General features: G+C 60.0%; 21 protein-coding genes. 8 read left to right on the top strand and 13 right to left on the bottom strand.

Annotated features, from left to right (window positions below):
• Window positions 1-148 precede the first annotated feature (148 nt).
• The 3 genes from F6V25_RS14955 to F6V25_RS14965 all read left to right on the top strand — a co-directional run bounded on the left by F6V25_RS14955 (window position 149) and on the right by F6V25_RS14965 (window position 4,929).
• Entirely contained in the window at window positions 149-1,390 is a 1,242-nt protein-coding gene (locus F6V25_RS14955) for a DUF1015 domain-containing protein (protein WP_151129417.1), read from the top strand.
• A 222-nt stretch (window positions 1,391-1,612) separates the two neighbouring features.
• On the top strand, window positions 1,613-2,419 hold the full coding sequence (locus F6V25_RS14960; protein ID WP_151129418.1) for a hypothetical protein: 807 nt from the start codon (window positions 1,613-1,615) through the stop codon (window positions 2,417-2,419).
• A gap of 83 nt (window positions 2,420-2,502) precedes the next feature.
• Entirely contained in the window at window positions 2,503-4,929 is a 2,427-nt protein-coding gene (locus F6V25_RS14965) for a transporter substrate-binding domain-containing protein (RefSeq protein ID WP_246167064.1), read from the top strand.
• A gap of 10 nt (window positions 4,930-4,939) precedes the next feature.
• Here the strand turns inward: F6V25_RS14965 and F6V25_RS14970 are convergent, their stop codons facing one another.
• The 7 genes from F6V25_RS14970 to F6V25_RS15000 form a co-directional block, all read right to left on the bottom strand.
• A complete protein-coding gene (locus tag F6V25_RS14970; protein ID WP_151129420.1) occupies window positions 4,940-6,340 on the bottom strand; it encodes an efflux transporter outer membrane subunit in 1,401 nt (466 codons plus the stop codon).
• Window positions 6,341-6,347: 7 nt separating this feature from the next.
• Entirely contained in the window at window positions 6,348-8,306 is a 1,959-nt protein-coding gene (locus F6V25_RS14975; protein ID WP_151129421.1) for a MacB family efflux pump subunit, read from the bottom strand.
• Window positions 8,307-8,308: 2 nt separating this feature from the next.
• Entirely contained in the window at window positions 8,309-9,514 is a 1,206-nt protein-coding gene (macA, locus tag F6V25_RS14980; RefSeq protein WP_151129422.1) for a macrolide transporter subunit MacA, read from the bottom strand.
• Between the two features lie 15 nt (window positions 9,515-9,529).
• Complete coding sequence (locus F6V25_RS14985) at window positions 9,530-10,159, bottom strand: CerR family C-terminal domain-containing protein (RefSeq protein ID WP_151129423.1); 630 nt, start codon at window positions 10,157-10,159, stop codon at window positions 9,530-9,532.
• Window positions 10,160-10,374: 215 nt separating this feature from the next.
• A complete protein-coding gene (locus F6V25_RS14990) occupies window positions 10,375-10,749 on the bottom strand; it encodes a PDZ domain-containing protein (protein WP_191966221.1) in 375 nt (124 codons plus the stop codon).
• Between the two features lie 73 nt (window positions 10,750-10,822).
• A complete protein-coding gene (locus tag F6V25_RS14995) occupies window positions 10,823-11,425 on the bottom strand; it encodes a Spy/CpxP family protein refolding chaperone (protein WP_151129425.1) in 603 nt (200 codons plus the stop codon).
• 52 nt (window positions 11,426-11,477) lie between these two features.
• Entirely contained in the window at window positions 11,478-11,747 is a 270-nt protein-coding gene (locus F6V25_RS15000; protein WP_191966222.1) for a hypothetical protein, read from the bottom strand.
• A gap of 252 nt (window positions 11,748-11,999) precedes the next feature.
• Between F6V25_RS15000 and F6V25_RS15005 the strand changes: the two genes are divergently transcribed.
• Window positions 12,000-13,454, top strand: a complete 1,455-nt coding sequence (locus F6V25_RS15005; protein WP_151129427.1) for an ATP-binding protein — start codon at window positions 12,000-12,002, stop codon at window positions 13,452-13,454.
• Window positions 13,454-14,125 carry a response regulator gene (locus tag F6V25_RS15010; RefSeq protein ID WP_151129428.1) on the top strand — a complete coding sequence of 224 codons (672 nt, stop codon included), beginning with the start codon at window positions 13,454-13,456 and terminating at the stop codon, window positions 14,123-14,125. The genes F6V25_RS15005 and F6V25_RS15010 overlap by 1 nt, the downstream gene beginning before the upstream one ends.
• A gap of 199 nt (window positions 14,126-14,324) precedes the next feature.
• On the opposite strand, the gene F6V25_RS15015 is transcribed toward F6V25_RS15010, so the two are convergent.
• Window positions 14,325-15,620, bottom strand: a complete 1,296-nt coding sequence (locus F6V25_RS15015; protein WP_151129429.1) for a DUF3443 domain-containing protein — start codon at window positions 15,618-15,620, stop codon at window positions 14,325-14,327.
• A complete protein-coding gene (locus tag F6V25_RS15020) occupies window positions 15,607-16,077 on the bottom strand; it encodes a DUF2844 domain-containing protein (RefSeq protein WP_151129430.1) in 471 nt (156 codons plus the stop codon). The genes F6V25_RS15015 and F6V25_RS15020 overlap by 14 nt, the downstream gene beginning before the upstream one ends.
• Window positions 16,078-16,501: 424 nt before the next feature.
• Here F6V25_RS15020 and F6V25_RS15025 point away from each other — a divergent pair, with 424 nt between their 5' ends.
• A complete protein-coding gene (locus F6V25_RS15025) occupies window positions 16,502-17,434 on the top strand; it encodes a hypothetical protein (protein ID WP_151129431.1) in 933 nt (310 codons plus the stop codon).
• Between the two features lie 187 nt (window positions 17,435-17,621).
• On the opposite strand, the gene F6V25_RS15030 is transcribed toward F6V25_RS15025, so the two are convergent.
• Together F6V25_RS15030 and pdxR are read right to left on the bottom strand one after the other, a co-directional pair.
• Window positions 17,622-18,356 carry a Crp/Fnr family transcriptional regulator gene (locus F6V25_RS15030; RefSeq protein ID WP_151129432.1) on the bottom strand — a complete coding sequence of 245 codons (735 nt, stop codon included), beginning with the start codon at window positions 18,354-18,356 and terminating at the stop codon, window positions 17,622-17,624.
• Between the two features lie 319 nt (window positions 18,357-18,675).
• A complete protein-coding gene (gene pdxR / locus F6V25_RS15035) occupies window positions 18,676-20,079 on the bottom strand; it encodes a MocR-like pyridoxine biosynthesis transcription factor PdxR (protein WP_151129433.1) in 1,404 nt (467 codons plus the stop codon).
• Between the two features lie 104 nt (window positions 20,080-20,183).
• Here pdxR and F6V25_RS15040 point away from each other — a divergent pair, with 104 nt between their 5' ends.
• Window positions 20,184-20,555 carry a pyridoxamine 5'-phosphate oxidase family protein gene (locus F6V25_RS15040; RefSeq protein ID WP_151129434.1) on the top strand — a complete coding sequence of 124 codons (372 nt, stop codon included), beginning with the start codon at window positions 20,184-20,186 and terminating at the stop codon, window positions 20,553-20,555.
• 241 nt (window positions 20,556-20,796) lie between these two features.
• Window positions 20,797-21,507, top strand: a complete 711-nt coding sequence (locus tag F6V25_RS15045; RefSeq protein ID WP_151129435.1) for a hypothetical protein — start codon at window positions 20,797-20,799, stop codon at window positions 21,505-21,507.
• Between the two features lie 749 nt (window positions 21,508-22,256).
• Here F6V25_RS15045 and F6V25_RS15050 read toward each other — a convergent pair.
• Both F6V25_RS15050 and F6V25_RS15055 read right to left on the bottom strand, forming a co-directional pair.
• Window positions 22,257-22,904 carry a J domain-containing protein gene (locus tag F6V25_RS15050; protein WP_151129436.1) on the bottom strand — a complete coding sequence of 216 codons (648 nt, stop codon included), beginning with the start codon at window positions 22,902-22,904 and terminating at the stop codon, window positions 22,257-22,259.
• A 311-nt stretch (window positions 22,905-23,215) separates the two neighbouring features.
• A complete protein-coding gene (locus F6V25_RS15055) occupies window positions 23,216-24,148 on the bottom strand; it encodes an REP-associated tyrosine transposase (RefSeq protein ID WP_151129437.1) in 933 nt (310 codons plus the stop codon).
• Window positions 24,149-24,402: the final 254 nt, after the last annotated feature.

A 24,402-nucleotide genomic window follows, 5' to 3' on the forward strand; every position in this document is an offset into this window, starting at 1 on the left:
GGGTACTCCGCCACGACGGAGCCCCGGCCCACAGCGCCGGGACTGAGGCATGCCAAGCGAGAGGAACCGTTCGGGCGTCACGGATTCAGCTTCCGATGGAATCCGTGACGGGATCATCGGATTCAGACTACAACCACGAGGTTTTACCATGGCATTTATCAAACCGTTCCGGGCGTTGCGCCCACCCAAAGATCTGGCCGACAAGGTAGCGGCCCTCCCCTATGACGTGATGAACGTGGCAGAGGCCCGCCAGATGGCGGCCGGCAACCCCGCCAGCTTCCTGCACGTCTCCCGGCCCGAGATCGACCTCGCCGCCGGGACCGCCCCCCATGACGAGCCGGTCTATGTGCAGGGAAGGAAAAACCTGGCGGAATTCATCCGGCGCGGCATCCTGGTTCAGGACGACCGGGAATGCTTCTACGTCTACCGCCAGCGCATGGGGGAGATCACCCAGACCGGCCTGGTGGTCTGCACCAGCGTGGACGACTATCAGTCCGGCGTGATCAAGAAGCACGAGCTCACCAGGGCCGACAAGGAGGATGACCGGGTCAAGCACATCGATTATCTGGACGCCAACGACGAGCCGGTCTTCTACCTCTCCCGCTCCAGCGCAGAGATCGAGACCATTATCTCGGGGATCACGGCCGCGCCCCCCGAATACGATTTCACCACCGACGACGGCGTGAGCCACACCCTCTGGATCGTCGCCGACCAGACGCTCATCGGCCGGCTGACCGGCCTGTTCGCCGCCATCCCCCGCCTGTACGTGGCCGACGGCCATCACCGCAGCGCCGCTGCCGGCCGGGTGCGCGAACTGCGCCGGGAGAAGAATCCGGGCCACACCGGCCGGGAGGAGTACAACGTCTTCCTCACCGTCATCTTCCCCGAAACCCAGCTCAACATCATGCCCTACAACCGTGCCGTCAAGGACCTGAACGGCCGGACCGCGGCCGAATTCCTGGCCCAGGTGGAGGAGGCCTTCACGCTCCTCCCGTCCCCGGTGCCGGTCATGCCGTGCGAGCGCCATCAGTTCGGCATGTACCTGGATGGCCGCTGGTACCAACTCCATGCCCGCGACACCATCGTGGACGAGTCGGACACGGTCGGCCGCCTGGACGTGTCGATTCTCCAGGACCGCCTGCTCGACCCCATCCTGGGCATCGGCAATCCCCGCACCGACAAGCGCATCCATTTTGTCGGCGGCATCAGGGGGAACGACGAGCTGGTGAAGCTGGTGGATTCGGGCGAGTACGCCGTGGCCTTCTCCCTCTACCCGACCTCGATCCGCGAACTGATCGAACTGGCCGACCAGGACCGGATCATGCCCCCAAAATCCACCTGGTTCGAGCCCAAACTGCGGAGCGGCCTCTTCGTGCACCTGCTCTCCTGACGGACGGGGCATCCCTTTCGAGAAGGCTGCCCCCATCCCGAGCATTCGAACACCCCCCGGCCGAAGGCTGGGGGGGTCGGCCACCGAGGCCCTCCGCAAATCGGAGAAGATCCTTGAGCCTGCCGGGGCCGCCCCGCCCCTCCCCCATTCCTCTGGATATTTTTTCCATTAAGCGTATAACCGATTGAGCGTGTGACATCTTCCGCAAAGAAGGAACCGGTAATGTTCAAGAAACCGCTGCCCGAGGAAACCCGCTACACGATCATCTTTGTCGGCATCGTACTCCTGTCCCCCCTCCTGTTCTTCGCCCTCAACCATTTTTTCAAAGGCGACTCTTCGACGCTCCAGTCCGACAAGAAGAAAGAACCTGCGGTCATCGTCTCCGAGTCGGAAAAGGCGGACATCATATCCAAGGCCACCTCAAAATCGGTCGCGGATACCGTCCGCGATGCGGTGAGCCAGGGGGACTACTCCACGGCGCACCTGCAACTGAGCAAGGCGCCCAAGAACTCGGCGGAATACGAGGAGTTGCGAAAGCTGCTGGCCTCCAACCCCCGCGCCCGCAAACTGCCCGGCATCAGGAAAGAGGCGGACACGACACAAAGCCCCTTGCGCTATTTGGATGAATCGACCCCCCGGGACAGGTTCAGCGAAGGGCTTTTCCTCTACCTGGTGGAGGTGTCCGGGAGCGTCTGGCCCAAGTTCTGCATCCAGTCCGTGGGCAAACGGGCCCTGGACATAACCGCCTTCAGGATCAAGGCGGACGCCAAGACCTTCACCATACCGGCCACGGCCGTCAAGCAGGAGAAGTCCCCCGGCAAGGTGGCCGAGTATTTCGACGCCCCGGTGGACCAACTCTCCTACGACGCCATGCGCGCCCTGATCAAGGCACGCAAGGCGACGCTCACCTGTATCGGGAAGTCGGGCGAGCGGGTGCGGGCGATTACGGATGCGGAGAAGAAGGGACTGGGCAGGATGATGGACGCCTATACCGCCCTGGGGGGCAGCTTCGCATTCGTCCAGCGCTGATAGCGGGAGATATGGCGCGTGTTGAGCACAAAAGCCCTGCGTCATGCCATGCAACGACATTCTCCAGGAGGCGTGTGAACCCCATGATCATCCCCATTGCGTCTTGCGTTCTGCGGTTCTTTGCATTATCGACCTTTTTGCTCGCCGCTTCCACCAGCATTGCCTCCTCCCCGGGGAACTCCGCCGCCCCCACAACAATCCGCGTTGTCATGGACAACAATTACCCGCCGTATGTCTTTAAAGGCGACCAGGGGCAATTGAAAGGCATTACCGTTGACCAGTGGAACCTTTGGGAGAAGAGAACCGGAATCCGTGTCGAACTGACCGGAACCGACTGGAGCGATGCCCAACGCAGAATGGACGCGGGCGAGTTCGATGTGATCGATACGATCTTCCGCAACGAGAAGCGCGAGAAAAGATATGACTTTACCAAACCCTACGCGGTTATCCCCGTACCGCTGTTTTTCCACAAAGATATCTCCGGCATCAGCGGGCCCGATGACGCCAGGGGATTCATGGTTGCCGCCAAGGCCGGCGGCAATGTCCTTGACGTTCTCAGGAAACATGGCGTCACCAACATCGTGGAATACCCCAGTTACGAGAAGATCATTGAGGCGGCCCATGACGGCAAGGTGAAGGTATTTACCGTCGACCGCCCGCCGGCTTTATATCATTTGAACAAAATGGGGATTCAGGATCAGTTTCGGGAGACGGCACCGCTTTACAACGGCGAATTTCGCCGTGCGGTGCCCAAGGGCCGGAACGATCTGCTGGCCATGGTCGAGAAAGGTTTTGCCGACATCACGCCTGCCGAATACCGCGCCATCGATAAAAAATGGCTGGGGATACCCATAAGCGCTTCGCCGTATGTCCGATATGTGGGCTATTCGGCCCTGGTGATTGCCGCCCTCGTGGCCGGGCTGCTGGTGTGGTTACGGTTGCTGAAGAGAGCCGTTTCCAGGAAAACCCGGGAACTCTCGGGGAGCGAGGAGCGCTTCCGCAGTATTATGTCCCTGTCACCCGACATCATCAGCATTATCGGTAAAGATGGAGCCTTTGAATACAACTCGCCGTCGGCCGAGCGAATTCACGGGTATGCTCAAGACGAGATGTTGGGGCTCACGCCCCTTGACCTCGCCCACCCGGAAGACCGGGAGCGCGTCGATCGCGTCTTCAAGGAACTCCTGAAAAACCCGGAAAAGATCGCAAACGTGCAGTACCGGTACCGGAACAAGGATGGCAGCTACACCTGGGTGGAATGGTGCGCCTGCAACCAGCTTTCCAACCCCCATATCAATGGAATCATAGCCATATCGAGAAACATCGAGGACCGGAAAAGGGTCGAAAGCGAGCGCCTGAAACTGGAACAGCAACTCCTCCACGCCCAGAAACTCGAGAGCCTGGGGGTATTGGCCGGCGGCATCGCCCACGACTTCAACAACATCCTGATGACCATCATGGGCAACGCCGATCTGGCCTTGATGCGCATCACCCCCGAATCCACCGCCGTCGAGAATCTGCGCCGGATAGAGAATGCCGCCGCCCAGGCGGCCGACCTCGCCAAGCAAATGCTCGCCTACTCGGGCAAGGGAAAATTCGTTGTCGAGTACATCAACGTGAACTCCCTCCTGACGGAGATGCTGCACATGCTTGAGGTATCCATCTCCAAGAGCGCCGTATTGCGTCTCAACCTCGCCAAGGACCTGCCGCGCGTGGAAGCCGACACCACCCAGATGCGCCAGATAATCATGAACCTGATTATCAACGCCTCCGAAGCCATCGGCGATACAAGCGGCGTCATCGCCGTCACCACCGGTTGCATGGACTGTGATGCCGGTTATTTAAAAGACACCTGGCTCGATGAAGACATCACCGCAGGGCCCTATGTCTACCTGGAAATTGCCGACACCGGCTGCGGCATGGACAAAGAGACCCTCGCCAAGATCTTCGACCCCTTTTTCACCACCAAGTTCACCGGCCGCGGCCTCGGCATGGCCGCCGTCCTCGGCATCCTGCGGGGCCACAAGGGCGCCATCAAAATTTACACCGAGCCGGGCAAAGGGACCACCTTCAAAATCCTGCTGCCTGCCGACAGCCGCCCTGCCGAACCGGCCGGTCACGACAGCGGCCGGAACGACTGGCATGGCGCGGGAAAGGTCCTGCTCGTGGATGACGACGAGACCATCCTCGGCATCGGATCGGAAATGCTCGAAGAGCTGGGTTTCAGCACCACCACCGCCAGGGACGGCATGGAGGCGGTAGCCCTCTTCAAAGAGACCCCCGACATCGCCTTCGTCATTCTCGACCTGACCATGCCGCACATGAACGGCGAGCAGTGTTTCCGCGAACTCAGGCGCATACGGCCCGATGTCAAGGTGATCATGTCCAGCGGCTACAATGAGCAGGAGGTTACCCAGAAGTTTGCGGGCAAGGGGCTGGCGGGATTCATCCAGAAACCCTACCGGTTGTCGGCGTTGCAGGAGGCGCTACGGAATATTAACGCGGAGTGATTGCGGCCCCTCACGGCGTCCCCTTCCCCATCTCCCCGCCCAGGGCCTGATAGAGCGTCATCAGGTTCTTGAGCCGGTTCAGGCGGTTCGCCGCCAGACTTTTCTCGGCGCTGCGCCGACTCTCCTGGGCGTCCAGCCAGAGCTGCACCGCGGTATATCCGGCGCGGTAGCGGATCTCGGCCAACTCCTCGGACCGCTTCGCCAGCGCCAGCGCCTCTTCCAACCGTTTCCCCTCCGCCTCGTACTGGGTGCGCCCCGACAAGGCGTTCTCCACATCGCTCAGGGCGGCGTACAGGGTCTGCCGGAAGGAGACCACCGCCTCCTCGTACTGCGCCTCCGAGATCTTCACATTCAACCGCATGGTGTTCCACTGGAGAAACGGCAGGGTCAGGCCGGCGCCCAGGGCGGCGACCGGGTTTTGCAGCACGTTTGCCAGGCTGGTACTGCTGCTCCCCAGGCTGCCGGTCAGGGTGAGCGCCGGGTAGTAGCTGGCCCGGGTGCTGTCCACGTTGGCCAGGTATTCCCGCAGGCGCAGTTCGGCGGCGTGCACATCGGGACGTTGGCCGAGCAGGCTGGCCGGCAGGCCGGCAGCCACGGCGGGCAGCGGGCCGTCCGGCAACGCCGTGCGTTCAGGCACGCTGTTCTCCGGCGCCTGGTTGAACAGGATCGCCAGGGCGTTGCGCGCCTCGGCCCGCTGGCGCACAAGCGAGGCGAGATCGGCCTTCTGGGTGGCCACGGCCTGCCGGGCCTGGACCAGGTCCAGACTGGAAACGGCGCCGGCACGGTATTTCACCTCCACCAGCTCCAGGCTCTTTTCCGCATAGGCGATGCTCGCCTCGCTGGTGGCGATGAGCTGGTTCAGGTAGGCGACCTGCCAGTAATCCGCCGCCGTGGTGCCGATGAGCGACAGGGCCGTACTCCGCCGGTCCACCTCCGTGGCCTCGGCCTCCCAGCGGCTGGCGTCCCGCGTGGCGTCAAGCCTGCCCCACAGGTCCACCTCGTAGCTCAACGATCCGGTAACGCTGTGAGTCTGGGTATCGGCATGGTTCTTCAGGTCCCGGCTGATGCTGCTGTTGGCCCCGACGCTCACGGAAGGGGTCAGGTTTGTGTTGGTCAGGCGGGCGGTGAGCTGGGCCCGGCGAACCTTGATGGCGGCGGCGGCCAGATCGTTATTGGTGGTGAGCGCCCGCTCGATCAGTTGGTTCAGCAGCGGGTCGCCAAACCCTTCCCACCACTGTTTGCCGCTTGCCACCCCAGTGCCGGTGGTGGTCTGTCCCTGCCACTGCTGCGGCAGCGCAACCTGGGGCGGGGTATAATCGCTACGAGGTAAAAGGCTGCACCCGCCGGTCAAAAGGGCGGCGGCGAGGAGCAGGCAGATCGCCCGGCATGGCTTCTTGCGGTATCCGGTCATAATGATGTTACTCCCGTGCCAGCGCTTCGATCGGATCAAGCCGGGCGGCGTTGCGCGCCGGCAGGAATCCGAAGATTATCCCGATCAGTGATGAGCAGAGAAAAGCCGAAACGATGGATAATATGGAAAACTTCATGGCAAAGCTTTTGACGAACATGGCGAAGATTATTCCCACGCCGTAGGAGAACATGATGCCGATGGAGCCGCCGATCAGGCAGACCAGGACCGATTCGATCAGGAATTGCTGCATGATGTCGTCCTGCCGGGCGCCCACCGCCATGCGGATGCCGATCTCGTGGGTGCGCTCCGTGACCGAGACCAGCATGATGTTCATGACCCCGATCCCCCCCACGATGAGCGAGATGACGGCAATGGCCGAGATCATCAGGCTAAGGGTGGCGGTGGTCTTCTTCACGGTTTTCAGGATGCTGTCGCTGCTGTTGGTATAGAAGTCCTTGACGCCGTGGCGCTGTTTGAGCAGCTTGGTGATGCTCTGCTCGGCGATCTGGTTGGAGACCCCCTCCTTCACCCGGACCGTGATGGAGCTGAAATAGGTCTGTCCCAGGAGCCGGCTCATGGCGGCGCTGTAGGGTATCCAGAGTTCCAGGTTCTGGTTGCTGCCGAAGGGGCTGTCCTTCTCCTTGGTCACCCCGATGACCTGGCAGGGGAGCGCGCCGAGGAAGAGGATCTTGCCGATGGGGTCCTCCTTGGCGAAGAACTTTTTGCTGGTGTTCTGGTCGATCACCACCACCTGGGCCTGCCGTTTGACATCCTCGGCGTCGAAGGCCAAACCCTGCGCCATCTCGTAGCCGCGCACGCGGAAAAACTGCTCGCCGACGCCTTTGATGGAGGCGCTGGCCTTGATGTTGCGGTAGCGCACCAATTCGTTGTCGCTGGTGCCGGGCGTGGCGCTGTCCACATAGACCTGGGACTTCAGCGCCTCCATATCGGCCGGGACCAGGGTGTAGATGCTGCCGGCGTCCTCGTCCCCCCAGTCGTTGCCGGGATAGACATCGATGACGTTGGTGCCCATGGAACTGATATCGTTGATTACCTTCTGGCGCGCCCCCTGCCCCAGCGCCACCACCGAGACCACCGAGGTGATGCCGATGATGATGCCCAGCATGGTCAACAGTGTCCGCATCCGGTGGGATGCCATCGCGATGAGGGCCATCTTGAACGCCTCGGCGAAACGCCCCCAATGGGCCTGGAGCGGGTTCCCCCCTTCATCTCCGAGAGGTTTCTCCGGCAACACGGCCTTGTCCTTCGCCACGGCGTTGGGGTTGGGCTGGTCCCGGATGATCTCGCCGTCGCTGATCTCGATGATGCGTTCGGCGTTGTTGGCCACCTGCATATCGTGGGTGACCAGGATGATGGTGTGCCCCCGGCCGTGCAGTTCCTGGAGGATGTTCATCATCTCCTGGCCGCTCTTGCTGTCCAGGGCGCCGGTCGGCTCGTCGGCCAGGATGACGTCGCCCCCGTTCATGAGCGCGCGGGCGATACTCACCCGCTGCTGCTGGCCGCCCGAGAGCTGGTTGGGGCGATGGTCCCAGCGGTCTTCGAGACCGAGGCGGGCCAGCAGTTCCTGGGCCCTGGCCCGGCGCGGGGCCTTCTTGACCCCGGAATAGACCGCCGGGATCTCGGTGTTCTGGGCCGCGCTCAGGTGCGGCATCAGGTGATACCTCTGGAAGATGAAGCCGAAATATTCCCGGCGCAGCTTGGCCAGCTCGTCGCTGGACAAGGCGCCGGTTTCCTGGCCGTTGACCCGGTAGCTCCCCTCGCTGGGACGGTCCAGACAGCCCAGGATATTCATCAGGGTGGACTTCCCCGAGCCGGAGGCGCCGACGATGGCCACCATCTCGCCCGCCTGGATGGTCAGGTCGATCCCCTTCAGCACCGGGATCTCCTGCCCGCCGGTGACGAAGCTGCGCCCCAGGTGGGAGAGTTCGAGTAATGGCTTGCCCATGCTCAGCGTCTCCCCCCCGGCGGCCCGGGGTGCTGGCTGGTGGTGGCCGCGGGCACGGAGGTGCTGTCCCCCACCACGACCTTGTCACCCTCCCGTAATCCCTCCAGCACCTGCGCATAGACGCTGTTGTTGATGCCCACCCGGATGGTGCGGGTCTCGGGCGCATCGTTTTTCAGGACCCGCACCGTATAGCGGCCGTCCTTGAGCTTATCCCCCAGGGCCGACGTGGGGATCGCCAGGGCGTGTTTCGCCTCGTTCAGGACGATGGACACCTGGGCGGTCATGGAGACCCTCAGCTTGTTGTCCGGGTTGGGAACTTCGAACAGGCCGTAGTAATAGACCGCCGAACTGCTGGTGGAACTGCTGCTACTGCTGGTGGTGGTACTGCTGGTGCTGCCGGAAACCGGCCCCGGTTCTATGGCCCGCAATTTACTGTAATAGCGGGTGTCCGCATCCCCCAGTAGGGTGAAATAGGTCGTCAGGCCCGGCTTGACCCGCATAACGTCCGCTTCCGAGATCTTGGCCTTGACGGTAATGGTATCCAGGGTAGCCAGGGTGATGATGGTGGTGGCCGACTGGGTGGAGACCACGGTCTGCCCTTCGTCCGTATCGATGGAGATGACGGTCCCGTCCATGGGGGCGCTGATCTGGGTGTACCCCAGGTTGGCCTTGGCCGTATCCACGGCAATGATCGCCTTCTTGATCTGGGCATCCAGGGAGGCGATGGTATGGCGCGTACTGTCGAGCGACGCCTGGGCGCTTTCCAGGTCCGCATGGGAGGCGGCGTCCTGGGACGCCATCTGGCTCTGGCGCTGCCAGGCCAGGGCATACTGCTTCAGGAGCGCCTGGGAGGAGCGCTTCTGGGCGCGCAGGTTTTCCACCTGGGCCTCCGCATCCCTGAGGGAGTTCAACTGGGTCACCGAATCGATCTCGGCCACCAACTGCCCCTTTTTGACCCGGTCCCCCAGGGCCACGTGCAGCGTCTTCAACTGCCCGGACACCTGGGCGCCGACCGCGACCGTCTTGAATGCCTTCAGGATGCCGCTGGCCAGGACGCTTTCCTCGATGTCCATCCTGGCGGCGCTTGCGGTGACATACGTGACCTTGGGCGTGGCGAAGAAGAAATGCCTGACCAAAAGCCCTGCCCCCACCAGGAACACGACAATGCCCAGGGCGATGAAACTCCGTTTACGCGCTATCTTTGTCATTGAATCGATCCGTTTCTATGCCTGGCCGCGAATGGCTGCCATCCCGGCCAGGGAAAATTTCACTACATGATCCGCAAACGCCTCGAGGTCGTCCATGGGATGAGCGGCCTTCCCGCCCCCCCCGTGTCTGTTCCGTTTCATCAACATCGGATTGACGCACATGCTGAGGATGCACACCTCGCAGAACTGCACCTGGACGTCGGAGGCGTGGGGCCCGAGCAGTTCCCGCACCACGGCCAGGGTCTTCTCCCGCAGGGGATCGAGCTCCGAGCGCATGAGGTCCTCCAGAAGGCCGGTGGGATTGGTGAGTTCCATCTGGGAGATGGCGAAATCCCGGCACTTCTCGTCGGCAATCCGCGCTATGATCGCCGTGACCTGCCCCCGCAGCCGCTCCTCAGGAGGCGCGGCCGCAGCCACACCCCCATCGGGCGGATGCGCCTGCATGGCCTCGCGAAAGGCATGGAGCCACGCCTCCCGGTACAGGGCCTTCTTGCTGCCGAAATAATAATTGACGGCGGAGATATTGGCCTCGGCCCTGTTGCAGATCTCGGCCACGGTCGCATCCCGGTAGCCCATTTCGACAAACACTGCAGTTGCGGCACCCAGGAGTCTTTCCTTAGTTTTGACGGGGTCTCTTCCGGCCATGGCACGCCTCGACTTTTATTTCAAATGATAAATTTAAATGATAATTTAAAATGATCATTTTAAACTGTCAAGATATTATTTCAGCGATGGTGAGAAGGCGTTCAAGGTCGCCGCGAGGGGGCCGGTATGCCCGGCGCAAACCGGTGAAAAAACGAGGCGCCCGGTCCGTTGGGAAGACGAGCCAACGAAACCAGCGCCTGGGTGCGGATGGGGAATCAGCAGCGACAGGAGCCTCCATCTCCTCCCGGGCTCTCTTCTTCGTACGGCAGGGCGAGATATCGCCACGCGCCGACGCGCCGGAACAGCAACCTGATCGGCGTCCGGGCCTCATGGGCGGCCAGGGTATCCATCAGCTCTTTGATGGTTCTGGTAGGTCTTCCGTCCACCTCGGAGATGATGTCGCCGGTCGCCACCCCGGCCAGATCGGCCGCGCCGCCCCACCTGACCGCCATGACGATGATCCCGGCCACCAGCTCCATCCCGCTGCGCAGGGCGGAGACATGGTCTATTTCCGTGACGGCCATGCCCAGGATATCAAGCTTGACCGGGCATGCTTCCCGCACCCGTTCCCGAAGATAGGGTAATGCCATTGCAGCCTCCTGTACCTCTGTTCGCAGAGGATTATGGGGACAGCCCCCTCGTGGCGGCCATCCCCACGTCACCCTATCTCTGTTCCTCACCAGGGCCACCAGGTCCCGGCATCCGGTCACCGTCCTTGCCGGGGCCGTCATCGCAGGGTGGCGGCATGTGCCCCGGGCCGTGTCCGCAGCCGCACCTTTCCTCGGGCCCATGGCCGCGGTGGGGAGGCGGTGGCGGGCACTTCTCGGCAAGGGCCCGCTGTTCCGGGGTTAAGAGGGCATTGACCCGACTGCGCGTCCGCTCGAACGAAACGAGCAGCTCGACCTCGGCCTGGGCCTCCTTCGTTGCAATGGCGCGGATGGCCGCCTCATCGAACGTTGCGGCGCGGGAGGTGTCGCGCAGCTGCTTGTGATATTCCGCCATCTTCTGCATCAGCGGCGCCGTTTTTTCCCGCTCTGCCGCGAACACCGCCTTGACCTTCGCCTGCTGGTCGCTGGTCAGCTTGAGCCGCTGCGCCATGCGGGCAACCATCTCCTCGGACGGAGGCGGCGGCACCATCCCCGGCACCCCCCATCCCCGCTCATCCATCCCCCGGTGCCCGCCTTCGCCCGTCGCCCCGGCCCAGCCGCCATTAGCGCCTAGTGTCGTTGCCGCCAGCAGGACGCACACCATGATCTGCCGTTTCATAAGGATTCTCCCCTCGCTTGTTCCTACCGTTCCTGGTTGTTGTCATTGCCGTTTAGTTCTGGGGCGGCGGAGGCGGGGCGCCTTCAGGGACCGCCGCCAACTGCCCCTTGAACGTTTTGCAGGTCGCCTTGATCGTGCCGCCGTTGGGGGTGACGATCTCCACAGCGGCCCCTTCGCTCTTGCCCTTGCAGGCATCGAATGCCGCCTGGGGGGGCTCCCGGCGCTCGCCCGGGGCAGGCCCCACACTGGCCCATGCCGGGGCCGAAACCATGACGCCCGTCACGAGCAGGGCGCCTAGCCGTTTCATACCGCGTATTCCCATACTTCACTCCTTTCCGCGGCTTGTACGGTTCCGCCAACGCCATCGGCGCAACCGTCGATCCGCCGTCAAAAAGCACTCGAACCATGGGAAAAGGCTAGCAAGCCAATATGGTTGAAATATGTAACAATTATGAAAAAAACGGACAGACAATTCTGAAGATGGTCCTCGCCCACGGTTTGTGATAATAATCGCCCATCCTGTTTATGGCCGGCCCGCGGGACCGCCGTAACGATGACAAGGGGATTTTGGTCAATGAAGATCCGCATCACCTACCGCCTGTTCCTGGTGATCCTGGCGGCCGCCATCCTGACCGTGCTCAGCACGTTCTTCATCATGCAGTGGAGCGTGGAACAGGGGTTCCGGCGCTACATGCACAACGTGGAGCAGACCCAGTTCGCGCGGCTGGCGGTGCGGCTGGAGTCGGGCTATGCCGCCCAAGGCGGCTGGGATTACCTGAAGAAGGAACCGGAACAGTGGCTCCGGCTCATTGCGGAAACGTTCCCCCAAGGTCACCCCAGGCCGCCCGAGGGACAACCCCAGGGAGGCCCCCGGACCGGGGAGCATGACCGGGAGCCGCGGCCCCTCCTCCCCCCACCCATGGGACACCCGCCCCGGGAGATCGGCAGGATGTTCCTCCTGCTGGACGGGAACAAACAGCCGGTATTCGCCCCGGCGGAGATCCCGGCGGACACCACTCTCAAGCCGCTCCAATACCGCACCAGGACCGTGGGCTATCTGGGGCTCCTGCCCCACAAGCGGTTCCCCGACGACTTCCAGCGCCGCTTTCTCAAGGATGTCCAATCCGCCCTGAGCCTGATAGCCGGGACCATCGTACTCCTGGCCGCGGGGCTCGCCCTCCCCCTGGCCAACCGCCTGGTCCGGCCGATCAAGGCCCTGGCCGCGGCCACCGACCGGCTTGCGTCCGGGGAGTACGCCACCCGGGTGCCCATAACATCGACGGATGAACTGGGCCAGCTTGCCCGGGGGTTCAATTCCCTGGCCCTGACCCTGGAAAAGAACGAGCAGACGCGGCGCCAGTGGGTCGCCGACATCTCCCACGAACTGCGCACCCCCCTGGCCATCCTGCGGGGCGAAATCGAGGCGATCCAGGACGGGATCCGCCCGGCAAACCCGGACGGCATCGACTCCCTCCACGGGGAGGTGCTGCGTCTGGAGCACCTGGTGAACGACCTCTACCAACTCTCCCTCTCCGACGTGGGCGCATTGACCTACCGCAAGGTGGAGCTGGAACTGGGCGCCCTGCTGACGGGGGTGCTCGCCACCTACCGCCCCCAGTTCGCCGCCCGGGGGATTACCGTGGCCGCCACGATCCCCGGGGAGGGAAAGGAGGTGGTGTTCGGCGATCCCGAGCGCATGCGCCAGCTGTTCGCCAATATCTTCGACAATACCCTGAAATATACCGATCCGGGCGGCACGATCGCCGTCCGCCTGACATACCAGCCAGAACTTGCCGCCATCGACATCGAGGATTCGGCCCCCGGCGTACCGCCCGGCGACCTTGAACGGCTGTTCGAACGGCTCTACCGGGTGGAGGCTTCCCGCAACCGGGCCGCCGGGGGCGCGGGACTCGGCCTGGCCATCTGCCGCAATATCGTCGAGGCCCACGCAGGGACCATTACCGCCCATCCCTCAGCGCTGGGGGGAATCTGGATCAGAATAGAACTACCGTTGACGGGGAGATGCTGATGAATGGCAAGATACTGATCGTAGAAGACGAAGAGAAACTGGCGGCGCTGCTCCACGATTACCTGCAACAGAGCGGCTACGACGCCCACCGCCTGGGCGATGGCCTGGAGGTTGTCGCCTGGGTGCGGGAACATGCGCCCGCCCTCATCCTCCTCGACCTGATGCTGCCGGGCCGCGACGGCATCGAGATCTGCAAGGACATCCGCACCTTTTCCAGCGTGCCGATCATTATGGTCACCGCCCGCATCGAGGAGATCGACCGCCTGCTCGGGCTCGAATTGGGGGCCGACGACTACATCTGCAAGCCGTTCAGTCCCCGGGAGGTGGTGGCGCGGGTCAAGTCGGTCCTGCGCCGGTCCGGGAGCGAACAGACGATCCAGGCGCATGGGCTCGTCCTGGACGAGTCGCGTTACCGGGCCACCCTCACCGGCAATGACCTTGATCTCACGGCGGTTGAATTCAAACTCCTGCAGTTCCTCGTCGCCAGCCCGGGGCGCATCTACAGCCGGCAGCAACTCATGGACCAGATCTACCACGACCAGCGCACCGTGAGCGACCGCACCATCGACAGTCACATCAAGAAGCTGCGGAAAAAGATCGCCAATGTCGATCCCGAGGCGGAGTTGATCCATTCGGTGTACGGCGTGGGGTACAAATTCGAGGTACTGTAACGGATCATGCCGCCGGGCGGCGACAGACCCCAGACAACAAAACCCCACCGCGGCGAACAGCTGCGGTGGGGTTTGTACTTTCTACATTCTACAGAGGGACGCTGCCCGAAGAGGTGTCGGGGCCGTCTTCCCCCTTTGCTAACGGGGGAAGACAAACGAGACCCGCAGGCTTCCATTTTCCCAGGAGCACCCAAGACAATCAGTACGCCCAGTACGGCCCGGTTCCCAGGGTGGAGCCCTTTCCGTCGATCCCCACATAGACGTTTCTCCCCAGAAAGAAGGGGAGGCCCCAGTCGAAGCCGCCGCTCATGGCGCCCCCCAGGGCGGGGAACACCATGTAGGACGAATTGAACATGGTGACGGCGCTGCCGATCGTGAAGGAGATGGTGCCGAAGGGCGAACCGTTATACCCGGCGTTGACGGCGCTCAGGCTCTTGGTCGCCGCGGGGCAGAACCAGTCGGAATAACCGGAGACGGTGCAGGCCGACAAGAGGCTTGTGGCAGGGAAGTACAGGCCGTTGGAACCGGTGTCCAGGAAGCTGTTGTAGGTGGTGCCGTTATAGGTGGTGAGGAACTCGGCGGTCGACGCATCGACGGGGTATGTGGTTACCGACGAGGGGACGTTGTTGGACCGGGTGCCGATCCCCAGGGTGAGCGAGCCTGCGGCTGAGGCGGCCCCGTTCGTGGCGACCGTGGGGAGTTGCACGATCACGCCGTTATTGTCCAGCGGAAGCAGCGCCACCGGGTTGGGCACCTGTTTGGCGAGTTCCGCCGCCGTGGCGGTGCAACTCGATCCGCTGCAGGAGTAGTACATCCCGTTATCGGCCGTGTCGACGCACCCCGCACCGCAATCCCGCGCAAACAGCCCCACCCCCAGTATCCCGTTGAATCCCGCCGCCGTAGGGCTGGCATCGGCACTCCTGCAAGCCTGGGGAGGGGAACCGAAGCCGGCGTTGATCACCTGGATCGGCATCTGCACGCCGGATTCACCTCCCAGGACCACATCCGCCGTCATGACCGGCCCCCACAACGCAGAGCCGTCCCCGAACTGGACGCATTCGGCCAACGACCCGCCGCCGGCGCTGGCTACCTGGGTGAGGGACACCCCGGTCAGGGCGGTGCTGAAGATACGCAACCCGTAACTGCCGGTATCCAGCAGGATGTCGTCGACGGTCTGGCAGGTGGAGGTGCCGGGGGTGCAGATTGTCACGCTGACGCACGGCTTGTTGACATAAGAGCCGGAGGTGCTGCCGGAGCAGAGGGAGCCGTTGACGGTGACGGCGAGCACATTGCTCGCGGCAGTGCCGGTTGTCGTACCGGTGGTGCCGGTCGAGGTGCTGGTGGTGCCGGTCGAGGTGCTGGTGGTGCCGGTCGTGCCGCTGGTGGTACCGGTCGTGGTACCGGTCGTGGTGCCGGTGCCGGAACTGCCGCCCGAACCGCAGCCGGCGACAAGGGCCATGACAAGGAGCGTCATGCCTACGTTATTTGATTTCATCGATGGTTACCCCCGTAGGGATCAATGCCGGGGCATAGGCCCTGCCCTGCAGATTCCGCATGTGCCCCCACTTCTCCACAACGACCCCATCCGACTGCACCTGCTGACGCCGGAGCCCCCGTTTGCGCGCTGTTTGCCGCAGGGCGGCCCGATATTCGCCGGAATAGGAACCGAGGAGGGTGGTGAGGTCGGGATGCGTCCGGCCATTCCAGGCAACGGCGAACACCACACCGGATACGGAGACGTATTCCCGTACGGTGCTCGAATCGGACCGGAACTCCTGGACCGTGTAGGCGCTGCGGGTCGTGGTGGCCCGATGCACGGCCGCAAGGGCCGCGCGGTCCGACGCGACCGAAGCGGCGGTTCCGCCGAGCGCGGCCTCCCCCAGCCGGGGAAGAACGAGCATACTTACGGCCACGCCAAAACAGGCCCATCGGCCCCGGGTACTCAGTTTCATGGGAACCACCTTTTCTCCCCCGTCATCACGACGTATGACAGGGGGTGTTTGTGCCGGTTGAGGCGGGAATTCACGCTGTTGGGCATGAGGATAACGAAGGAGTATGGATGAAATATGCAGCAATCAAGGAAAAGTGGTCGCACGGCGGCACATTGCACAAAAATTTTCTTTTTTCCTTCACAATTCATCCTTATTTCGCGCGTACACACGATACGTACCATGCGAAAAAGACGCCTGACCAGCCGCCGGGAAGGGCGCGGGGCGGGCGCCCCATAAACCGGGCGGGGAGGCTTGCGGCCGACATGTCGTCCCACCGTGAAAGGAGCCCCTATGGACGGATAGTGCAACCAAATAGCGTCACGAGTCCCCATTGATCCAGGCCGGCGCTTCCAACCCGATTCATCATACCAAAGGAGGTCTACACATGTCAATTTCAGGTATCTCTTCCAGCAGTTCCAGTTTTTTTGCCAAGATTGCCCAGGATTTCCAGGACATCAGCACCGCTCTCAAGTCGGGCGACATGACCGACGCCCAACAGGCATACGCCGCGCTTGCGTCGGATAAGGCAGCGCAATCGGGCACGAGCGGCACGGACAGCGTTGGCAACGATAGCAACAACCCTATGGCCCAGGATATCCAGAGTTTAGGCAGCGCCATCCAATCTGGCAACCTGACCGATGCCCAGACGGTCCTCGACAAGATCCAGCGGCACATGAAGGGACAGGGTGAGTTTGCCAAGCAGCAGATGGACCTTGCCTCGTTGCTCTCCACCGACCAGACGGCTTCCGCCGACTCCACCGACGCCACCGACTCCACGGGCTCTTCGGACACAAATCCCCTGGCGCAGGATTTCCAGGCCCTGAGCGCGGCCTTGGCATCGGGCAACCTGTCCGACGCCCAGACGGCCTTCGCAACGCTCCAGCAGGATGTCTCAGCGCAGAACGGCAGCCAGAGCGATGACCCGTTCAACCAGGATATCCAGAGCTTGGGCAGCGCCCTGCAGACCGGCAGCCTGACCGATGCCCAGCAGGTCTTCTCCCGGATCGAGGACAGGCTGTCGTCCCCGCCGCCGCAACCGCCCGAGGGTGTCGCGCCCACATCATCCTCGACCCAAGCCAGCGGCAATACCCAGGATACCGTTGTCCAAACGCTCCAGGCGCTGCTGGATGCCCTGGACAAGGCTTCCTCGTCGTCCGCCACAACAGCGTCAGCCACCACGGACACCGGCAGCGACAATTCCGCCGCCAGCCTGCAGGCGCTGCTCAGCTCGGCGCTGAAGGACTACCTGCAGCTCAGTTCGAACAGCTATGCCCATAATGCGGAAAACATCTCCCAGATTTCATCGGCAACCGTTTAGGCAGCGGAATGAACACCCCGTCCTGCCATCGCCATCAACCGGCTGGCCCTCGTTGAGGAAGCTTGAAAAGAATGCCGACCGACCGAGGCATTTGCACCTCTGAACAATCGCTGGCAGACAGAAGAGGTGGGGAACAGGAAAAAAGAAGGGGCCGGGTCCAACGATCCGGCCCCTTGTTGCGTCTGACCTAAAAATCCGTGGAGAGGTTCTTGTACAGTTGGGACTGGCGGTATTTGTCGAAAAAGGTGGGCATCAGCTTGAAGTGCCGCCCGACCATCTCGATCTCGTGCTGCTCCTTCATCTTCCGCAGCACCCTGGTGACCGTTTCCCGGGTGATCTGAACCCGGTCGGCGATGCTTTGCTGGGAGAAGATGGAATTGATGATGATGCCGTGGCTGTTCCTGGTCCCCAGCGTCGTGCTGTAGTGCGCCAGGGTGGCCCTGATCTTGGACTCGGCATCGTTGATCCCGATGACGTTATGGAAGAGCCAGCTTTCCCGCAGACGCTGGCACAGCACGGTGATGACCTGACGCAGCGCCTTGTTGTTATTCAGGAAGAATTCGTCGAACGCGCTCTTCCTGATCAACAGCACCTTGCACGGCTCTGTGGCGATCACCGTGGCAAAATCGGTTTTGCCGTCCAGAAGCCCCATATCGCCGAAATAATCGCCCCGGTGCCGGAACGCCATGACCCGCTCTTCTCCGCTGCTCGACAGGTCAACGACCCTGACCCGCCCCTTCAGAATGATGTACATCTGCTCGTTCTGCTCGTCGGCGCTGATTATGATCTCATCCTTGTGATAGCTGTAGATAGCGGTTTTTTCCAGCAACTCGGCGATCTCCTCGTCGGAGAAGCTGATAAACAGCGGGACTTCCTTGACGATCTTGGTTGCCAACTCCGGGTCGAACGCTCTTCTGATCATCACTCGCTCCTTGTCCGGGCAGCCCCGCCTACGGGGTGCCGTTTTCGTAGCTCACACATGGTAAGTATAGCAAACTTTTGCCGGTTGGCTTGCCGGGACCGAATATCGGAGGCCACCCTGGGGGGAGCCGTAATAAAATCATGCCGTTATGGAGGAATGGGGGACTGTTCGGCTCATGCGCAAGCGCAGTTTCCTGCATGGTGACCTCACACCGGCAACGTCGTTCTCTCCGGCTCACCCCGACGCCCCCATCTGCCCCGGTAAAAATATTCATAACTGCACCTGTCAGCATGGGCAGTTTTCCCTTATAGTGGGGATATCAGGGGCTGTTCCGCCATGCCTGGAGAAGGAGCCGGACCCCCTGCTCGATCTCGTCGCCGTTCATGCCGCCGAAGCCGAGCAACACCATGGGCGGGCCGCTCCGGGGGACGTCGCAGGTCGCGGAAAAGGGGAACAGCCGGACGCCCCTGTGGCGGGCCCGGTCGATCAGTTCCGTTTCGTCCGGGCCGGGGCCCAAGAGCTGTACGGCCACGTGGAGTCCGGCGCCCTGGCCGATGATGGCGGCCTGGTTTCCGAAGTGCCGTTCCAGGGCGTGAAGCAGGGCATCATGTTTCCGCTTGCAGATGATGCGCATCCGCCGGATGTGCCGTTCCCAGTGTCCCTGCTCCATGAACGCGGCCAGGGTCTTCTGCTCCAAGAGCGGCACGGTCGAGAAGTAATGACTGAAGCGGTGGTGGTAAGGGGCGAGCAGGGTCCGGGGCAGCACGAGGTAGCTCGCCCGCAGGGCCGGGGAGAGGATCTTGGAGAAGGTCCCCAGGTAGATGATGTTCCCGTCCGGCCGCAGCCCCTGCAACGAGGGGATCGGCTTGCCGTGATAGCGCAGTTCGCTGTCGTAGTCGTCCTCGATGATCATCCTGCCGCCGGTTGCGGCCCACTCAATCAGCCGCAGCCGGTTGGCCACCGGCATGACATACCCCATGGGGAGTTGGTGGGACGGAGTGACGTAGGCGACGGTGCCGCCGCTTCCCCGGAGGGCCGCCAGGTCGGCCCCCCCCGGCCCGACCGGCAGGGGGGCGACCCGGTAGCCGTGATTGCGGAAGAGGGAGCGGGGCAACGGGTAGCCCGGGTCCTCCACCGCCACGGCGGAGTGCCCCTCCTTCAGCAGAACGGCCACGATATCCAGGCTCTGTTGCAGGCCGGCGCAGATCACGATCTGCTCCGGGTCGCACACCACGCCCCGGGAACGTTCCAGGTAGGCGCGGATGGCGACCCGCAGCCCCCAATCCCCCTGGGGCTCGCCATAGTGGGTCAGTTCGCGGACGCTGTCCCGCAGGGTCTCCAGGAAGAGCCGCCGCCAGATGGCGGCCGGAAAGCTCGCCGGGTCGAGCCGGGCGGGATGGAAGTCGAAGGCGCAGGGGTGCGGGGGTTCCTGGAGTGGAGTCTGCCGGGGCGCGGCCGGGATGAGGGAGCGGGGCGCGGCCTCGCTGTCCAGGGCCGAGACGAAGTAGCCGCTGCGCGGCTTACTGTAGATGTACCCCTCACCGTACAGCTCCAAGTAGGCGCTCTCCACCGTGGTACGGCTGGCGGCAAGCTCGGCGGCCAGGTCCCGGACCGAGGGGAGCCGGCTGTCGGCCGGCAACTCCCCCGACAGGACCCGTTCCCTGATCTGGTGGTACAATTGCCGGTACAGAGGGGTCCGGTCATGGAGGTTCAGGATGAACATAACGCCCCCGCGGATCAAGGATGAGTTGCATCATAGAGACCGCAGTATACCGCATCCCTTCGGGGGGCGGCAAAGGGAAACTATACACAACGAGGAGGTTACACATGATTCCGGAAAAATTAGTGGAAGTGATGAAACAGGACGGGGTAGTGGCCATCGCCACCCTGGGCCCGGACGGGCCGCACATGGTCAACACCTGGAACAGCTACCTGATCGTCTCCCCGGAGGGACGGCTCTTGATCCCGGCCGGGTACATGCAGCGCACTGAGGCCAATGTGGCCTTCAACGACCAGGTTCTGATCACCTTGGGCAGCTCCAAGGTGGCGGGGAAGCAGGGGCCCGGCACCGGCTTCTTGATCAAGGGGACGGCCGCCTTCGTGACCGCGGGCCCGGATTTCGACGTGATCAAGGCGCGTTTCCCCTGGGCGCGGGCCACCCTGGCGGTCACCATCGCATCGGCGGACCAGACCCTGTAGGCACAAAAAAAAGGCCAGTCCCCAAGGGGACTGGCAGGTCAGGCTTTTTACCTCTCCCCGGTGCGGCACCGTTTGCGCTATACTGGCATCAGGAGGTACACAGCAATGACGACCTGCCACGAAAGACCTGTCCACGAAGTGCCCGGCATGGCCCTCGCCTTCATCGGCTTGCTCCTCCTCGCCGCCTGTTGCGTAGCCGGGCCGCTGCTGCTGGTTTTGGTGAGTGGCTTGTGGTGAGCGAATGCTTCGCGGCATCGATGCCGTCGCACCACTCGTTATCTCTCTAGAGTGCCGCCTTTGGCTGTTTCGGCCAAAAGCAATTATCCACGTTATCGGGACACAAGGCTGGTGCCCAATGTGCGGCAGGTTTCATTCGTGTCCTAATTACTGTTTTTTTGCTTCCCCTGAAGGGCAAACACGGCACCGGGAAAAATTCCATTCATTAATAACAATTTATTTTATATGCAAGCGTTACCTTGCAATCCCTCCTCGCGGTGATAAAGTTAAAGAAAAAGGAGGTGTCGCTATGTTACGGAAAATCATGTACTATTCGGCATTATTACTATTTTTCCTTCCAGCATGTACCTCTACCCGCACAACGCACGACATTAATCCGGCTTTTTCCGATCACCAATACAACCACCACGATATAAGTATGGTTTGGAGGGCTGAAAAAAACAATACGGATATACGCATTGTAGGAACCCTCACCAACACCCGCATAGATACACCCTACGAAGGATTTGAGCTGACAGCTACACTTCTGGATGAGAGGGGAAATACTTTAGCTAAAGATACGTTTAAAGTTGCCCCAGGACCATTGGTAGGATCGCAACCGTTCAGATTAGACATTCCTGTTGAAAACAAAGAGCTACTGCAACACATCAAATTTTTCTATACTTACGGTTTAGCTGACGATCATTTTTCTGGCACTTTTACTTCATTACCGTAAGTAACGCTTCGATCATAACTGTAAACAGGATTTTAAATCCGACCTACATCGGCGTCAAGGGTGACCCAACTACCAATCGCAACACACCGATATTACGGCAAGGGATCGGTCAAACCAGACGCCGATGTAGCTTAAACTCCGAAGTCGATCTACAGGACGCAAAAAAGCCAGGCTTTCGGCCTGGCTTGTGCGCTCTAAATGGAGCGGGAAACGGGATTCGAAAACACCAATATAACCAGTCAGTTATGCATTGACATAATTAATACCAACATAATATCAGATAGTTACTATTTCCTTCGGTGTATCAAAAGTTCATTTTAGTTCAAGAAGATTCGCATCTATTCAGGCATTATAGGAACGGTTTAGTAACAGTTTATCGATCATATACTGGCTCCCCAGCGTTGACAAATCAGGGCACTGGAATGAGCAGACTTCTTTGTAATGGAGCTGAGGATGTGCGGCCTTTGCTTTATGGTTAGCACGAACATTCATTCTTTTTGCTGCCACAGTAACCGCAAAATTTTTCGCTTGAATTAAAGGTGACTGCAATGCGTACATTTTTGACAAAACCCTTTGTGAGATAAAACCCGCACATACGGCAATAATTATGACCTTGCATTTTATAACTCTCGCAGTGTTCACAGGGCTGATTTGTTGTCATTGGTATTTTCTCCTTTTTGGTATAACGTCCAAAGCCTGACTGGCATGTTTTTGTGTCCGGTCCTGGCTGATTGTTGAACCTTTCACATTTACTTCCTCTGTTTGGTTTTTCTTTCAATATGGTAGAAGTATACGGCATTCGCAAATATGCCATATAGTGCCTTACAGCACCAAACTGATGCCATCAAAAAATATAACTCTTCTTCAACATTAGGGTTGATCTTTGAGATTTCAAGTATCCTAAATGTTGCGTACAACCAGAACGCATAGATCGCAATAAACATCGTAGCCAGCATGTACATCTTCCTATAAATAGTCCACGGTATGCAAAACAGAAATGCAGCCCAATTCCATGATGAATATCCCATTTTTTTCTTGAATTTGATAAATCTTTCCACATAAAAGGCATTGTTTTTCCCGACTATTGAGCAGTAGTTTCTTCTTAACAACAATTCTTCGTCGTCATTGCCGACAGGACCACTTTTGTTGCCTTCTATACCGGTTTCGTTAGACGAAAAAACTGGTTCACCATACTCTTTAAAAAAAGAGTATATTTTATCATGTGCCTCATTGATATCCTTCAGTTTTTCTTGGGCTTTTTGTTGTAACTTGGGATTGTTTGCAAAACGGTCTGGATGCCAGACGCTGATAGCGTCCCTGTAGGCCTTCTTGATTTCCTGTAAATTAGCACCAGGAACAACATCAAGGATCTCATAGTAGCGTCTCAGCTTCTCCATGTAACAATCCTCTCACAGGCAGATTTAGCCAAAACAATGCTGTACTAAGTTGCACATTTGCGTTTTGGCTTTATTATGGCCATCATTACTCCTGAAATCATACTGATTATTATCGCTGTGACAATAAGAATGTTAACCCCCGTTTCAATAACACGGGGCTTACAAATACATGATGCTAATTATAATAACTGTTACTTTTTAAAATAAGTTGGAGTTCATTCAAAGAAAGAATATCATCAGCGCGTCTATGAATCATTCTATGGCAGTTTGCCAAAAACTAGGGGTAAAATATGGTGTCAGACCTACACAATTTACAATCCCAGCCTTGTTCCCATCTTTCTAACGCGCGTTCCCAGCTCTTTATCTCGTTCCATCTCCTGCTCGAACCGACTGCTCGCCTGTGATACCGCCGATTCCTTTATCCCAAATTGCTTGCCTATCTCCTTCAGTGTGGCTCCGCTGTATTTATGACAAAGGTAGATTCCTGCTTTTCTGGATAACCTGTAGTTTGCCGCCAGAGTTTCCGCCACCGTGATGATCGCATCCAGTGTGGGCCTGGCCGAAAGCTTTCTTATCGCCGACAGGTCGCGGTCTTGCCCTCTGCCGTCAACATACCGCATGGTGATTGCGGACACAAATTCCGCACCACCCAGTATGGTTGCGGCTTTTGCCCCGTTTAATGGGCTTTCGTAATCGCGGTCGATCAAGTCCTCAACAAATCTCCGATAGCTCTTGCCGGCGTTCCTGCCTTTGCCGAAGTAATCAAGGATGAACACAGTCTCGAGCCATTCGGGGCTTTTTCTCTCTCCGCAATAGTCAAGGTAGCTTGACCAGCGGTATTCTTCCGGCCTGGCTACCATTCCCACCCTGACGGGGTTGAGGTGGATGTAGCGGGATAGTTCTTTTGCGTAGTCGTCGGCGTCGATCACTATCGCCTTATAACGCCCCTGGAAAAGGTGGCCGCATCGTTTGCGCTTGACGTTGAAGTAGTTGGTGTATGCTCCGTTTATGTGCTTCATGATCTGCGATAGGTTTCCCCGTGGGGTCTCCACCAGCAGATGGTAGTGATTGCTCATCAGGCAATAGGCATGGATAACCGCTCCGTACCGGAATGCCGCCGATTCGAGGTACGAAAGAAACTGCTCTCGATCTTTCTGGCTTTTGAAGACATCTTTGCGTTCGTTTCCTCTCGATGTTACATGGTAATGAGCGCCGGAATATTCAATTCGCAACGGCCTGCCCATGGCATCCTCCCCTTGATCACGGCGATTACTCCTGACCAAAGCTTATCAAAGAAAGACGTTTTGTAAAATGTGTAGGTCTGACACCTATTGCTACACACCAGTTTTTGAAATTTGTAGGCCTGATAATCATATAAAAGGCACCTCCTGAATTATCGAGGAGGTTCAAACTTCCTGATATGCTTTTAAGAGTCCAATCTTCTAAGCTCAGGAGGTGCCTTATGAAACTGTACTGCGGAATCGATCTTCATTCAAGC

This window comes from Oryzomonas japonica (assembly GCF_008802365.1).
In the GTDB taxonomy this organism is placed as follows: Bacteria; Desulfobacterota; Desulfuromonadia; order Geobacterales; family Pseudopelobacteraceae; genus Oryzomonas; species Oryzomonas japonica.

Bases quoted from the DNA above. Each gene is read 5' to 3' on its own strand.
- F6V25_RS14955 (WP_151129417.1), top strand. From the start codon at position 149: ATGGCATTTATCAAACCGTTCCGGGCGTTGCGCCCACCCAAAGATCTG.
- F6V25_RS14960 (WP_151129418.1), top strand. From the start codon at position 1,613: ATGTTCAAGAAACCGCTGCCCGAGGAAACCCGCTACACGATCATCTTT.
- F6V25_RS14965 (WP_246167064.1), top strand. From the start codon at position 2,503: ATGATCATCCCCATTGCGTCTTGCGTTCTGCGGTTCTTTGCATTATCG.
- F6V25_RS14970 (WP_151129420.1), bottom strand. From the start codon at position 6,340: ATGACCGGATACCGCAAGAAGCCATGCCGGGCGATCTGCCTGCTCCTC.
- F6V25_RS14975 (WP_151129421.1), bottom strand. From the start codon at position 8,306: ATGGGCAAGCCATTACTCGAACTCTCCCACCTGGGGCGCAGCTTCGTC.
- macA (WP_151129422.1), bottom strand. From the start codon at position 9,514: ATGACAAAGATAGCGCGTAAACGGAGTTTCATCGCCCTGGGCATTGTC.
- F6V25_RS14985 (WP_151129423.1), bottom strand. From the start codon at position 10,159: ATGGCCGGAAGAGACCCCGTCAAAACTAAGGAAAGACTCCTGGGTGCC.
- F6V25_RS14990 (WP_191966221.1), bottom strand. From the start codon at position 10,749: ATGGCATTACCCTATCTTCGGGAACGGGTGCGGGAAGCATGCCCGGTC.
- F6V25_RS14995 (WP_151129425.1), bottom strand. From the start codon at position 11,425: ATGAAACGGCAGATCATGGTGTGCGTCCTGCTGGCGGCAACGACACTA.
- F6V25_RS15000 (WP_191966222.1), bottom strand. From the start codon at position 11,747: ATGGGAATACGCGGTATGAAACGGCTAGGCGCCCTGCTCGTGACGGGC.
- F6V25_RS15005 (WP_151129427.1), top strand. From the start codon at position 12,000: ATGAAGATCCGCATCACCTACCGCCTGTTCCTGGTGATCCTGGCGGCC.
- F6V25_RS15010 (WP_151129428.1), top strand. From the start codon at position 13,454: ATGAATGGCAAGATACTGATCGTAGAAGACGAAGAGAAACTGGCGGCG.
- F6V25_RS15015 (WP_151129429.1), bottom strand. From the start codon at position 15,620: ATGAAATCAAATAACGTAGGCATGACGCTCCTTGTCATGGCCCTTGTC.
- F6V25_RS15020 (WP_151129430.1), bottom strand. From the start codon at position 16,077: ATGAAACTGAGTACCCGGGGCCGATGGGCCTGTTTTGGCGTGGCCGTA.
- F6V25_RS15025 (WP_151129431.1), top strand. From the start codon at position 16,502: ATGTCAATTTCAGGTATCTCTTCCAGCAGTTCCAGTTTTTTTGCCAAG.
- F6V25_RS15030 (WP_151129432.1), bottom strand. From the start codon at position 18,356: ATGATCAGAAGAGCGTTCGACCCGGAGTTGGCAACCAAGATCGTCAAG.
- pdxR (WP_151129433.1), bottom strand. From the start codon at position 20,079: ATGTTCATCCTGAACCTCCATGACCGGACCCCTCTGTACCGGCAATTG.
- F6V25_RS15040 (WP_151129434.1), top strand. From the start codon at position 20,184: ATGATTCCGGAAAAATTAGTGGAAGTGATGAAACAGGACGGGGTAGTG.
- F6V25_RS15045 (WP_151129435.1), top strand. From the start codon at position 20,797: ATGCTTCGCGGCATCGATGCCGTCGCACCACTCGTTATCTCTCTAGAG.
- F6V25_RS15050 (WP_151129436.1), bottom strand. From the start codon at position 22,904: ATGGAGAAGCTGAGACGCTACTATGAGATCCTTGATGTTGTTCCTGGT.
- F6V25_RS15055 (WP_151129437.1), bottom strand. From the start codon at position 24,148: ATGGGCAGGCCGTTGCGAATTGAATATTCCGGCGCTCATTACCATGTA.